The 11,680-nt window shown below is 52.5% G+C and carries 13 protein-coding genes; 6 read left to right on the forward strand and 7 right to left on the reverse strand.

Features of this window, described 5'->3' with window-relative positions; translation table 11 throughout:
- The first annotated feature begins 91 nt into the window (after positions 1–91).
- Together ACFFLD_RS01190 and ACFFLD_RS01195 are read left to right on the forward strand one after the other, a co-directional pair.
- A complete protein-coding gene (locus tag ACFFLD_RS01190; RefSeq protein ID WP_386040701.1) occupies positions 92–1,231 on the forward strand; it encodes an ABC transporter substrate-binding protein in 1,140 nt (379 codons plus the stop codon).
- A gap of 20 nt (positions 1,232–1,251) precedes the next feature.
- Complete coding sequence (locus ACFFLD_RS01195; RefSeq protein ID WP_386040703.1) at positions 1,252–2,640, forward strand: 3'-5' exonuclease family protein; 1,389 nt, start codon at positions 1,252–1,254, stop codon at positions 2,638–2,640.
- Between the two features lie 6 nt (positions 2,641–2,646).
- Here ACFFLD_RS01195 and ACFFLD_RS01200 read toward each other — a convergent pair whose 3' ends face one another.
- Both ACFFLD_RS01200 and ACFFLD_RS01205 read right to left on the reverse strand, forming a co-directional pair.
- On the reverse strand, positions 2,647–3,462 hold the full coding sequence (locus tag ACFFLD_RS01200) for an alpha/beta fold hydrolase (protein ID WP_386040705.1): 816 nt from the start codon (positions 3,460–3,462) through the stop codon (positions 2,647–2,649).
- A 79-nt stretch (positions 3,463–3,541) separates the two neighbouring features.
- Positions 3,542–4,210 carry a 7-cyano-7-deazaguanine/7-aminomethyl-7-deazaguanine transporter gene (locus tag ACFFLD_RS01205; protein ID WP_386040707.1) on the reverse strand — a complete coding sequence of 223 codons (669 nt, stop codon included), beginning with the start codon at positions 4,208–4,210 and terminating at the stop codon, positions 3,542–3,544.
- Between the two features lie 501 nt (positions 4,211–4,711).
- Here ACFFLD_RS01205 and ACFFLD_RS01210 point away from each other — a divergent pair.
- Positions 4,712–5,032 (forward strand): ArsR/SmtB family transcription factor, encoded by a 321-nt coding sequence (locus ACFFLD_RS01210; RefSeq protein ID WP_386040709.1) that lies wholly within the window; start codon positions 4,712–4,714, stop codon positions 5,030–5,032.
- 67 nt (positions 5,033–5,099) lie between these two features.
- Here the strand turns inward: ACFFLD_RS01210 and sohB are convergent, their stop codons facing one another.
- Positions 5,100–6,143 (reverse strand): protease SohB, encoded by a 1,044-nt coding sequence (gene sohB, locus ACFFLD_RS01215; RefSeq protein ID WP_386040711.1) that lies wholly within the window; start codon positions 6,141–6,143, stop codon positions 5,100–5,102.
- A 180-nt stretch (positions 6,144–6,323) separates the two neighbouring features.
- Between sohB and ACFFLD_RS01220 the strand changes: the two genes are divergently transcribed.
- A complete protein-coding gene (locus ACFFLD_RS01220; protein WP_386040713.1) occupies positions 6,324–6,635 on the forward strand; it encodes an SCP2 sterol-binding domain-containing protein in 312 nt (103 codons plus the stop codon).
- Between the two features lie 43 nt (positions 6,636–6,678).
- Here the strand turns inward: ACFFLD_RS01220 and nudC are convergent, their stop codons facing one another.
- The 4 genes from nudC to ACFFLD_RS01240 are packed head-to-tail and all read right to left on the reverse strand — an operon-like array spanning position 6,679 to position 9,490.
- A complete protein-coding gene (nudC, locus tag ACFFLD_RS01225) occupies positions 6,679–7,458 on the reverse strand; it encodes an NAD(+) diphosphatase (protein WP_386040716.1) in 780 nt (259 codons plus the stop codon).
- The gene (dnaQ, locus tag ACFFLD_RS01230; protein WP_386040718.1) at positions 7,451–8,188 is read right to left on the reverse strand and encodes a DNA polymerase III subunit epsilon; all 738 of its coding nucleotides are present in this window, start codon (positions 8,186–8,188) and stop codon (positions 7,451–7,453) included. The genes nudC and dnaQ overlap by 8 nt, the downstream gene beginning before the upstream one ends.
- The gene (gene rnhA / locus ACFFLD_RS01235) at positions 8,188–8,655 is read right to left on the reverse strand and encodes a ribonuclease HI (protein WP_386040720.1); all 468 of its coding nucleotides are present in this window, start codon (positions 8,653–8,655) and stop codon (positions 8,188–8,190) included. Before rnhA ends, dnaQ begins: the two co-directional genes overlap by 1 nt.
- Positions 8,645–9,490: a class I SAM-dependent methyltransferase gene (locus ACFFLD_RS01240; RefSeq protein WP_386040722.1), complete on the reverse strand. Its 846-nt coding sequence runs from the start codon at positions 9,488–9,490 to the stop codon at positions 8,645–8,647. Before ACFFLD_RS01240 ends, rnhA begins: the two co-directional genes overlap by 11 nt.
- A gap of 145 nt (positions 9,491–9,635) precedes the next feature.
- Here ACFFLD_RS01240 and gloB point away from each other — a divergent pair, with 145 nt between their 5' ends.
- Positions 9,636–10,403, forward strand: a complete 768-nt coding sequence (gloB, locus tag ACFFLD_RS01245) for a hydroxyacylglutathione hydrolase (RefSeq protein WP_386040724.1) — start codon at positions 9,636–9,638, stop codon at positions 10,401–10,403.
- 30 nt (positions 10,404–10,433) lie between these two features.
- Entirely contained in the window at positions 10,434–11,663 is a 1,230-nt protein-coding gene (locus tag ACFFLD_RS01250; RefSeq protein WP_386040726.1) for a transglycosylase SLT domain-containing protein, read from the forward strand.
- Positions 11,664–11,680 lie beyond the last annotated feature (17 nt).

An 11,680-nucleotide genomic window follows, 5' to 3' on the forward strand; every position in this document is an offset into this window, starting at 1 on the left:
CCTTCTCGGCGCTCTGTTATCGTCAAAAAGCTAGTCAGGCACTTTCTCTGGCGGCTACACTTCGCCGTTACAACTGTTGGAGTTACTGACTATGTTGCGTTGCCTATCACGCTATTGGCACCCTGTGCTGTTTAGTCTCGTTGCTACATTATTGTTTTTTCATACCGCCTGTTATGCAGACGAAGAGAACGATACAAGCGCTCAAGAAGCGTCTTCCCTGTCGCTTGATACCGATGTCGAGGTGCCGCCTACGCTGTGGCAAAACGATGATAGTGAAGAGACCGAGCTGGTCGTGCCTACCATGGCCCTTGCTCCAGCGCCTCCTCTTCAGCCGCCACCGATGACAAGCGTATCGGTGATGCTGGATTGGTATTTGAGCCCCCAGCACGCAGCCTTGTTGATTGCGAAAGAACGTGGCTTGTATGCCGCCCAAGGACTTGACGTTGATATTCAGTCGCCCGCCGACCCCTCAATTGCCATCAAACTGTTAACGGCAGGCGAAATCGACTTGGCGTTAACACGTCAGCCACTTCTGCATTTGCATGCCCATCAAGGCGCGCCGATTACGCGTATTGCGACGTTAATTGAAACCCCACTAACAGCTGTCATTGTAAGAGGCGAACCTACCCCAGACGCTGAAACCACATTGGCGGGGTTACATTATGGATATACCACTGCTGAAGGACGCGATCTGAGCATCCCGCGATTAGTGCCACGCTCGGTGCAACAAACAGACGATTTCAGTCCACCGGTTAACTTGCATTTCGACCCCATTAGGGCAATGAGAGAAGGCCAAATTGATGCGATAGCGGATGGTTTTTATCACTATCTACCCGAACAGCTAGCGACTGAGGGCATCGACACGCACGTTATTCGGTTCAACGAGTTAGATATACCAAACAACGACGGATTGATCGTCGTGGCCAACAGCGATAGCTTGGTTCGCCGCGCCGAGACCTGGTCACGCTTTGTCGTCGCTATTGAGCAAGCGAGCCATTGGATCATCGACCATCCTAGCGAAGCATGGGATATGCTGATCAGTGCCTACCCTGTGCTGGAAAACGACATTGACGCCGCAGCCTGGGAGGATATTCTACGCCGCATAGCGCTAACGCCATCGGCATTGGATAGTCGGCGCTATGCCGGGTTTGAAACCTTTTTGCATCAAATGGGCCTTACTGATGCAATGCTTCCTGTTTCTCGTTTAGCGGTAGATCCGCACTTACTGTAACTTTTTCACCATGGCGATGCATGACCGAACCCGCTTTAATTTTTATCGACGTTGAGACAACGGGGACCCGCGCAACTCGTGACCGGATTACTGAAATAGCCGCCCTAAAAGTCGTCAATGGACAGGTGATCGACCAATGGTCGAGTCTAATTAACCCAGCGTGCACTATCCCCGCCCAAATCAGCCACCTTACCGGTATTCACGCTGAGATGCTTATTGACGCTCCACGCTTTGGGCACATCGCAACGGCATTTCGGGAGTGGCTGGGCGATGGGCTATTGGTGGCTCACAATGCGCGCTTTGACTACAGTTTTCTGCGCAATGAATTTAAGCGCGCCGGGCAGGATTTTCGTGCCTCGTTGATATGCACCCTGCGCTTATCACGCCGACTAGCACCTCAAGAGCGCCAGCATAACCTCGCCGCGCTGCTTGACCGCTACGGTATCACCACGATTCGTCATCACCGTGCTGAAGACGATGCGAAAGCGCTATGGGCACTTTGGCAGGCCTGGCAGGAAGAACATAGCCAAGCAACTTGGCAGCGCCTGTTAAGCGATGAGCGTCGGCACCGTACGCTGCCCGCGAATTTGGATAGTGCACAGCTAGAAGGACTGCCCACGCGCCCAGGCGTTTATCTTTTTTATGGCCACAATCGGTTGCCCTTGTACGTAGGCAAAAGCGTTAATTTACGCAGCCGTGTATTGGGCCATTTTCAGCGCGACCATCAAGACGATAAAGAAATGCGTCTTGCCCAGCAGGTACAGCATATTGAGTGGGAGGAAACAGCGGGCGATTTAGGTGCCCAATTACGTGAAGCACAGCTGGTTAAAACCTTAATGCCCATTATGAACCGGCAGCTACGTAAACAACGCAAACTGACCACTTGGCATTGGCCTCACGCTGGCACGCACCCGGAGCTACTCAGCGGCGACGCCCTGCTTAGTCAGCCACTGAGCGGTACGTTATATGGTTTATTCCGTAACGCACGGGATGCAAAGAACACGTTGCGTGCCATTGCTGAGGATCATCAGTTGTGTCCTCGCGTGCTGGGGCTTGAGAAAGGCAAGGGACGCTGCTTTGCCAGTCAGGTTGGTAAGTGCCGGGGGGCGTGCTATGGCCAGGAGCCGACTGAACTACACGCCCAGAGAGCGAAGACCGCACTGGCAGAACTTCAGGTGTCGGTATGGCCCTGGCCAGGCAGCATTGCCGTTAAAGAGCAACCAACCGGCACTGCAGTGGCTGCATGGTACGTTGTTCGCCAATGGTGTTATTTAGGTAGCGCAGCCAGTTTGGAAAAAGCACAAACGCTAACAGATGTTCCCGCAAGCTTTGACCTGGATAGCTACCGTATCTTGAGTCGTTTTTTGCGCTATCCAGATCAGCACGGGCTCACCATCACGCCGCTTTAAGCATTTTTAAGCATTACCCGCTTGAGCATCAATAAATGCCGTCACCGCCTGCTGGAAGGCCTCCGGTTGGTCAGCATGAAGCCAATGGCCAGCATTTTTGAGCGTCACGACACGAACACGTGGCATGACATCGCGCAGCGTAGGCAGCATGTCATCGGCGACATAGTGCGAGTCAGCCCCGCGCAGCACCAGTGACGGCCCCTCGAAAGGCTGCTCACCATCGGGTTCGCCAATAATATCGCTATAGCCGCGCTTAATTTGATCTAACCCCACTCGTAATGCCATCACGTTATCGTCGTTGCGAACAAGATTGGTCGCTAAAAACAAGCGCGTTGGCCTTGAATCTACATATTCACTAAGCAAATCATCGGCTTCACGACGATTAGCGGGCTGACCTTTTTGTACGTTAGCTAACGCGGCAAATACATCATCGTGGCCATGTTCATAAGCGACCGGGGCGATATCCGCCACTATTAACGAGGCCACACGCTCAGGCGCCAGACGAGCCAGACTAATCGCCACTTTCCCGCCCATTGAATGACCCAGCACGTGCGCTTGCTCAATCGACAGCTTATCAAGTAGCGCCACCACATCCCCCACCATGTCGGTGTAACGCATGCCCTCGGTGTGGGGAGAACGTCCGTGGTTACGTAAGTCGACCGCGATGACACGTCGGAAACGCTGCCAACCTTTTATATGCGAACGCCAATTGTCGGCACTCCCCAACAAGCCATGGATCACCAGCAGCGGCGTTGTATCCGTTGCGGCATCCTCGGCGGGCATGTCGATAAAATGAAGATCAACGGTAGCAGTGTCACTCATGCTAGCTCCTAAGCCTTGGCACAATGGGGTAACGCTTTTTAGGCATTTTCTTTAGGTAATGTCTGTTAAGCACTGCCTTTTAGGCCGTGCGCGGCGAGCTATCCACCTGACCTGTCCAAACGACCAGCCGACGCGTTAGCCAGGCAAGCAGCAAGCCGTAGAGAGGCAAGAAAAATAGCAGGCTGATGGCAAGCTTGATGGCATAATCGACAGCGGCGATTTCTACCCAATTGGCGGCCATAAAGGGGTCTGGGCTGTTATAAAACGCCACTGAGAAAAACGCAAAAGTGTCAGCCAGGTTACCCAGAACCGTGGAACAGACTGGCGCTACCCACCACGACCATTGGCGTAGCCGGTCAAATACCTGTACATCCAGCAACTGACCAATAACGTAGGCTAAAAAACTGGCCATGGCGATACGGGCAACAAATAAATTCCACTCAGTTAGCGCTTCAATCCCGGCAAAACTGCCGCGCGGAAAAATGACCGATACGCTGTAGGAAATAAGCAGCGCGGGCAACATAACGCGTAGGATAATGGCTCTCGCAGGCCCTTTACCAAATAAACGTACCGTCAGGTCGGTGGCCAGGAAGATAAACGGAAAGCTGAACGCTCCCCAGGTGGTATGAAAGCCAAATAGCGTAAAGGGAAGCTGAACCAGATAGTTACTGGCGGCAATAATACCAATATGGAAAGCCACCATTACCATGAGGCAACGGCGATGCTGAGTCTCACTCAATGCAAACATGCAGATAGACCTTTTTTTAACAAGAGAGGGGTTAGGGAACCCTCGAGGTAATAAGCGCAACCAGTATGATTAAGCGGCGCCATGCTGGGGAGCGGTATTATACGGCTTCTGTGTACTATTAAAAGTCGGGGAATCAATCAGCCTTGGCTTAGAGCTGCCTGCTGACATTCTCTGCAGCGATGCTATATGGATTACGGTTGGAAATGGGCCTACCGTTTTGTCGCCCTACGCCAATAATGATTAGCAACGCAAACTGGCGCCTAACCTTCATGGCTATGAACAGACCACGACTCTTACGTTAGCCAAGGGTAAGCATGGTCGGCAACATGAGCACACAGCCCTACCATTGATTAAGCGTTAAACCACAGTTTGGACAAAACTCGCTAAATTATTGATCATTAAATAACGTGATCCTCGCGACGCGACGATAGACGATGCCTGACAATTTATAATAATGCTGATAAACACGTTGCCGTAACCAGTGTAGGCAAGGAGATCATTATGTCTGCTTCTACAAGCGCCGCTACAAGACTGCTTGAACACAACTGTCGCGCTATTGAGGCAGGAACCAACCTGCTCAAGGCGCTTGCAAACGAAAAACGCCTACAAATTCTCTGCCTTCTTGCTGAGAAAGAGCTATCGGTCACGCAAATTAATCAAAAACTTGCGTTAAGCCAGTCAGCCCTTTCCCAGCATCTGGCCATTTTGCGACGCGACGGACTGGTGGATACACGACGAGAGTCTCAAACGATCTATTACTCAATGAGCAGTGAAAGCGCCAAAGCAGTGATTGCTACCTTGGCGCATCATTATGCTGCATAAACTTAACCATTTACCGGCGCAGAGTAGGCCGTGCAGCGCTGCCCATTAAATTTTACTGTTTTGACATTCACCGCCGCTGCCAGCCAGCGGCATCAATTAACCCCAGGGTTTTGATCACGGCTTTTTCTACCCCTTCTGAAATTGCCAAACCTAACTTACGCGTGACGGTTTTAGGCGGCTCAAGTTTTACTGTGAATACCTGAGCCTGGGCCATGCGCTCAACCAGATAGGCTTCGCTGGTACCTATGCTGTCGACCAACTGTTGAGACACTGCTTCACTCCCATACCAAATTTCCCCTGTGGCGAGGGCATCTATGTCCATCGCAGGCCGACGCTCTGATACATAGCGTTTGAACAACCGGTGCGTATTTTCTAAATCTTCCTGGAATTTCGCTTTTCCCTCGGGGCTATTTTCACCTAGCACGGTTAGCGTGCGCTTATACTTACCGGCCGTTAGTAGCTCAACATCGATATCGTGGCGTTTAAGCAATCGATGTACATTAGGGACTTGCGCCACCACACCGATGGAGCCGATGACCGCAAATGGAGCTGCTTTGATGTGCTGGGCGGTACATGCCATCAAGTAACCACCACTCGCCGCTACTTTATCGATACATACCGTGGTGGTTAGACCTGCCGTGCGAAGGCGGTCTAACTGAGCCGCCGCCAGTCCATACGCATGTACCAGCCCACCGGGTGACTCCAACCGGACAACCACCTCATCGTCATGGGTCGCCACCTCGATAATAGCTGACACCTCTTGTGCGAAATGCTCGGTTTGCGAGGCTTTAAGATCACCATGAAAATCGAGCACCCAGACGCGTGGTTGTGTTTCAACCTCAGCCTCTTTTTTGTGAGCTTTGTGGCGCTTTTTGTCTTCGTTACGAAACGCTTTTAATAATTTTTTGCGCGCACCCACCATGGTTGCCGCTAACCGCAAGCGCCGGGCGCGACGCCGACGCTGGTCATTAAGCGGCTCAATAAAAAGTTTTAGGTCGTTCTCTTTGTCCTGTTTCGTTCGCGCTAACATCAGCAGACCGATACCTACCAAGGCAAGCACGATAGTCGTTTGCACAATAAAAGTGCCTATTTCTGCTAGCCACTCATTCATTCATGTTCTCCATAAGAAGGGTGTTGTGTTTACCATTGGCGATAGGCTAGCCCGTATGTGAAGCGTTACGCTAGCGCTTGATTGAAACGATCGTATGAAATAATCTTACCTGCTATTACCGTTGTTTCTTTTAACGACTATCGCTAGTCTGTGCTGAATTTACATAAAGAGAGAGTTGGCATGTCAAACAATACCCTCGAGAAACTAAAAGCACGTTTTAACCCTGAGGCAGCTCAGGGCATGGACGAAGTATTCCAGTTCCATTTTACCGACGCTGGCAGCTACTATCTAAATATCCAGGATGGCACGCTAGATGTACAAGAGGGTGAACATGATGATCCTTCGGTTAGTCTGAGCCTCACCACCGAGACGCTAAAAGGCATCATGAGTGGCGAGATCAATGGCATGACTGCTTTCATGACCGGAAAGTTAAAAGCCACCGGCAATGTCATGCTAGCCACTAAGCTAACCAGCTTATTCCCCAGTCAATAACCGAAAAAGCATGGCTTAACCCCCATTGGGCACGCGGCGCTACTTAGCGCCAGCGTGCCAGATGAGTTTCGATCAGCTCACGCGATATCGAATAGGGAGGTGGCAGCGAGGGCAGCTGGCGAGGAGAAAACCACGCAGCATCGCTGATTTCCACCCCATCAATCCTGATGCGACGAGTCGTAGCCTCAGCGAAATAACCGAACATCAGTGAGTGAGGAAAAGGCCAGGCCTGGCTTTGATAATAACGAAGCTGATCAATATACACGCCCACTTCTTCGAACACTTCGCGATGCACCGCTTCTTCTGCTGACTCACCTGGTTCAATAAACCCGGCTAATGTGGAGTACCGCCCTGCCGGAAAGCGCGGGCTGCGTGCGAGTAGCATCGCCTCTCCACTGGTCACCAACGTGATGATGCATGGTGAAATGCGCGGATAGTTACGGTGCCCGCAAGCATGACAGTGCATGGCAAACTCGGAGGTCAGCTTGGTCGCCGGGGCGCCACAGCGACCACAGAAACGATGATTCTCAAGCCAAGCGCCTACCTGTAATGCCGTGGAAAGCAAGCTGAACCAGGTGACAGGAAGCTCGCTCATCCATTGACGACCGTCAATCCAGCCATTCCCCGCCTGGGGCTCAACCTGTAGCGCTACCGGCTCGTTGTCCCAATAGCACAGCGGCTGCATGTCCGCGGTCCAGGGTTGATAAGGCTGCAGTGGCGTAAGAACCTCATTGGCCGTCACTGGCGCCGGCGCCAACATACTGCGCGATAAACGAATGACTCGCCCGGCCTGTTCCTGGAAAGGAATTTCTCGCCTAAGCATCACTAACCGAACCTTTAAACCAATTCAATTGAAACGTCTCACACTTGGCCTGATGCGCTGCCTTTTCTTGCTCGCTTGGACGTACGACACGCAACTGGCCCGGCGTCAACGAAAGTCGTTGAACCGACAGCCCCTCGCTGGACGTGTCGGTCTGCTCCTGCTCGGAGGCTGAGGCGGTATCTAAGGTCAGCGCAGTCTGCCCGCCGGTCATTGCGAGATAGACCTCAGCGAGGATTTCCGCATCCAGCAAGGCGCCGTGAAGTACCCGATGACCATTATCGATATCGTAACGTTTACAGAGCGCATCGAGGCTATTGCGCTGGCCGGGATGCATTGCCCGTGCCATGGTCAACGTATCTAAAACAGCACAGTAATCGCGTACCGGGCCTAACGCGGACGCGCTACGCTGGCGGTTCAGCATGCCTAATTCGTGATCGATAAACCCCACATCGAAGGGGGCGTTATGAATGACCAATTCGGCCCCTTCAATAAACGCCCAAAATTCATCGGCAATTTTGGCGAAAACCGGCTCGTTGGCGACTTTGGCATCATCGATCCCGTGAACAGCGACCACTTCGGCGTCAATATGGCGTTCGGGATTGATATATTGGTGATAGGTACGGCCAGTGAAGCGTCGATTGACCATTTCAACAGCCCCAATCTCTACCAAGCGATGGCCATCTTTAGGGTCGATACCGGTGGTTTCAGTATCCAGAATCACTTGGCGCATCATGCTCTCCTCTTTTGATGCTCATCAATGGCTTCATTGGCCAGCGCGTCGGCGCGCTCATTACCGGGATGGCCGCTATGACCCTTTACCCAATGCCATTCGATCTGATGACGCTGGGTTTCTTCATGCAGGGTTTTCCACAGCTCAGCATTCTTAACGGGTTGCTTAGCGGCGGTTTTCCAACCCCGCTTTAACCAGTTATGAATCCATTGGGTAATACCTTGGCGGACATATTGTGAATCGGTCCATAACGCGACTTCACAGCGAGTATTTAGGGTACGTAGTGCCATGATCGCAGCCATTAATTCCATACGATTATTCGTCGTATCTGCTTCGTACCCTTTTAAGGTTTTCTCATGCTGCCCACTCGCCAGCACCACTCCCCACCCACCGGGGCCGGGATTACCCCGACATGCCCCATCGGTATACACGGTCACGCGGGGTAAAGGTTCTGCTTCATTCGTCACACTGTTGATTCCTGGTTAGATGCGGTTGAGCTAGATCCGTTTGAGCTGGATGCTCATGATGTAGATGCTCTTGATATAGAGGGTAGCGGGCCGACGAGCCTGAGCGGGTAACACCTAGCGATGCGGGGGAAACAGGTGCTTTTAAGCCAAACTTCAAGCGCTGCACCGGCGCCTGGCGCTGTCGCCTGCGCGCTTGGATCATATAGCTTTCACCCAGCGGCAGATTATGCCTGCGCCCCAGCGACTCCCAGTACTCGCTACAGGCAGCGCTCGTACGGCCACGAAAACAACAATAGTCTACCCGCTCCACCTCAAAATCGACAAACGTCAGCCAGTCGCGCAGGCGATTGGCAGAGCGCCATGTTCCATTCCAAGGAAACTGTGGTTGGCGTTTACGCCACTGGCGTACCAAGCCCCCTACCCCTATTGGGTTAAAGCCAAACAGTACGAGAATTCCGTTATCAGCGGTTACCCGAGCAGCCTCCTGCAGCGTGAAGTGAGCATCGGTCAGGTGCTCAAGCCAGTGGTGAATAACCACCGCATCCAAGCAGCGATCAGGCAGCGCCAGGTGATCTGGCGGACAGACTAGCGTGGCGTCGCTAAGCGCCAGATCACGGGTGGGCGCCCAGCAAATAGCATGAGAAACCGCCGACATGGTCATTAACGCAGGCCCCATGCTCATTTCCAAGCTATGACCACCCACCCGCGTTTCAACCACCGGCCCTAGACAGGCGCGCTGTGTTTCCCACAGCGAATGCCCCGCCTCTGTTTGCCAATAAGGCTGACTCATGGTTAAGCGCTTAGCGAGTGTTGAGGCCGTTGTCGAATTTGACATAAACAGCGCTTCCCTCCACAGTGACGGTTTTTCAACGCCTTATTTAAACCGATTAAACGGCATAATAAGCGCCATATTGTGCGTGATGCCGCATGTTGGTTACTGACGTCAGTATTTTGCAATTTAAAGTTAAAGGATCTCGCCGATGATGAGCGTGACACCGATCCCTGCCCTTAGCGACAACTATATTTGGCTACTAAGACAAGATAACAGTCAACGTGTTTGCGTAGTGGATCCTGGAGAAGCAGCGCCAGTGATTGAATTTCTAGAACGCGAGTCGCTGACGCTGGAAAGTATTTTGATTACCCACCACCACCATGATCATACCGGTGGGTTGGCAGAATTAATTAAACGCTATTCACCCTACGTCATCGGTCCAGACAATCCCAACATTGAAGGTATTGATGAACGAGTGAGTGATGGCGATGAAGTGCGTATTATGGGTCGCCTGTTCGACGTTATGGCGACACCTGGGCATACGCTGGATCACATTAGTTACTTTACTGCTGGCATTCCGGCCCTATTATTTTGTGGTGATACGCTTTTTTGCGCTGGATGTGGCCGGCTATTTGAAGGCACCCCAGAGCAGATGTACACCGCACTCAAACAATTTGCGGAACTCCCGGAAGATACGCTTGTCTTTGCAGCGCATGAATATACACAAGCGAACCTGACGTTTGCGCGTGCTGCGGACCCTGACAATGACGATGTTAAATACGCCTTGCAGGAGTGTGAAAAGGCACGGGCACTGGACCGCCCAACCTTACCCAGCACGATAGGACGCGAGCTGACCATTAATCCCTACTTGCGTGTGAGCACTGAAAGCGTGCGCCAAGCGGCAGGTACCCAGGGAGCTAATGATACTGATCTCGCGACGTTTACCACTCTACGAGAGTGGAAAAACCGTTTTTAAGAACGCTATCGACACTAAACGAATGCAACTATGACCTATCGAACGATTCGCCAGCGAGTGATGCTGAGCGCTGGCAGTACCGTCATTATGAGCCTGTTGTTAGCCGCTGCTGCAAACTCTCAGGCTTCAGACCCCGCATCAACTGGAGGGAAAAGCGCGTCAATCGCTCCTACAGCGTTTGCTTCAGATAGAGCGATTACTACCTCAACACCCAGCGCTGCGCCGTACAACTCACATTTTTGGGAGGCGTTGCTACTGGAGCCGCAAGACGCTTGGACCACGTTGCGAAATAGCTTTCAGTGGCAAGAAAAAACATTGCCAGTGGCAGCTCAAGCACGTGTGGATGAGTGGATTGAACACTACCGTTCAAGCCCAGAGAACATCGCTGCGATTACCCAGCGCGCCGCGCCTTGGCTTGCCTGGATTACTCAGCAAGTGAGTGAACGGGGCCTGCCGGGTGAAGTGGCGTTAATTCCCTTCGTAGAAAGCTCTTTTGATCCAGGTGCGCGAAGCCATCGCGGTGCCGCCGGGTTATGGCAATTCATGCCCGGCACGGGTGATGCCCTAGGGCTGGTTCGTAATGGCAGTTACGATGGCCGACTTGATGTATTGACGTCTACTCAGGCTGCCCTGACCTATTTGGAAATGCAGGCGGATCAGTGGTATGAGGGCGATCTCATGTTATCTCTGGCCGCTTACAATGCGGGCGCAGGTACGGTTAACCAAGCCCAGCGGCAAGCCCAGGCGCAAGGTCTTAACGGTGAGTATTGGGACCTCTCTCTACCTTACGAAACCATGCAATACGTGCCCAAGCTCAAAGCCATCGCGACAATCATCAATAACCCCGAGCAGTACAACGTTAGCTTACCGGACATACACGTCGACCCAGCGTTTGCGAAAGTAAAACTGGGGCATCCGGTCAGCCTTTCTGAAGCATCGCAATTGTTGGATGTCAGCAAAGCGTCGCTGGTCGAGTTAAACCCAGGTTTGCTGAACGGCAGTATAGACCCGCGTAGCGCGCAAACATTGTTGGTTCCTGAAGATGTGGATACCCAAGTGTTAGCGCAGCTTTCACAGGGTAACGACCAGACGTTAGCCCAAGCTGATGCGGCGGCGACCTATCGGGTTGAACGCGGCGACAGTATTTCCGCGATTGCCGCACGCTATGATGTCGACCAGCAAGACCTTATACGCTGGAACTCGCTTGATCGCCCCAGCGCTATCCGACCCGGTCAACTGCTGACACTGTCGGGGCGATAACCCCCTATGACGGAAAA

The organism is Vreelandella sulfidaeris, assembly GCF_042429665.1.
In the GTDB taxonomy this organism is placed as follows: domain Bacteria; phylum Pseudomonadota; class Gammaproteobacteria; order Pseudomonadales; family Halomonadaceae; genus Vreelandella.

Coding starts and splice junctions, on each gene's coding strand:
- ACFFLD_RS01220 (WP_386040713.1), top strand. CDS start 6,324: ATGTCAAACAATACCCTCGAGAAACTAAAAGCACGTTTTAACCCTGAG.
- ACFFLD_RS01195 (WP_386040703.1), top strand. CDS start 1,252: ATGACCGAACCCGCTTTAATTTTTATCGACGTTGAGACAACGGGGACC.
- gloB (WP_386040724.1), top strand. CDS start 9,636: ATGATGAGCGTGACACCGATCCCTGCCCTTAGCGACAACTATATTTGG.
- ACFFLD_RS01240 (WP_386040722.1), bottom strand. CDS start 9,490: ATGTCAAATTCGACAACGGCCTCAACACTCGCTAAGCGCTTAACCATG.
- dnaQ (WP_386040718.1), bottom strand. CDS start 8,188: ATGCGCCAAGTGATTCTGGATACTGAAACCACCGGTATCGACCCTAAA.
- ACFFLD_RS01210 (WP_386040709.1), top strand. CDS start 4,712: ATGTCTGCTTCTACAAGCGCCGCTACAAGACTGCTTGAACACAACTGT.
- ACFFLD_RS01190 (WP_386040701.1), top strand. CDS start 92: ATGTTGCGTTGCCTATCACGCTATTGGCACCCTGTGCTGTTTAGTCTC.
- nudC (WP_386040716.1), bottom strand. CDS start 7,458: ATGCTTAGGCGAGAAATTCCTTTCCAGGAACAGGCCGGGCGAGTCATT.
- sohB (WP_386040711.1), bottom strand. CDS start 6,143: ATGAATGAGTGGCTAGCAGAAATAGGCACTTTTATTGTGCAAACGACT.
- ACFFLD_RS01200 (WP_386040705.1), bottom strand. CDS start 3,462: ATGAGTGACACTGCTACCGTTGATCTTCATTTTATCGACATGCCCGCC.
- ACFFLD_RS01250 (WP_386040726.1), top strand. CDS start 10,434: ATGACCTATCGAACGATTCGCCAGCGAGTGATGCTGAGCGCTGGCAGT.
- ACFFLD_RS01205 (WP_386040707.1), bottom strand. CDS start 4,210: ATGTTTGCATTGAGTGAGACTCAGCATCGCCGTTGCCTCATGGTAATG.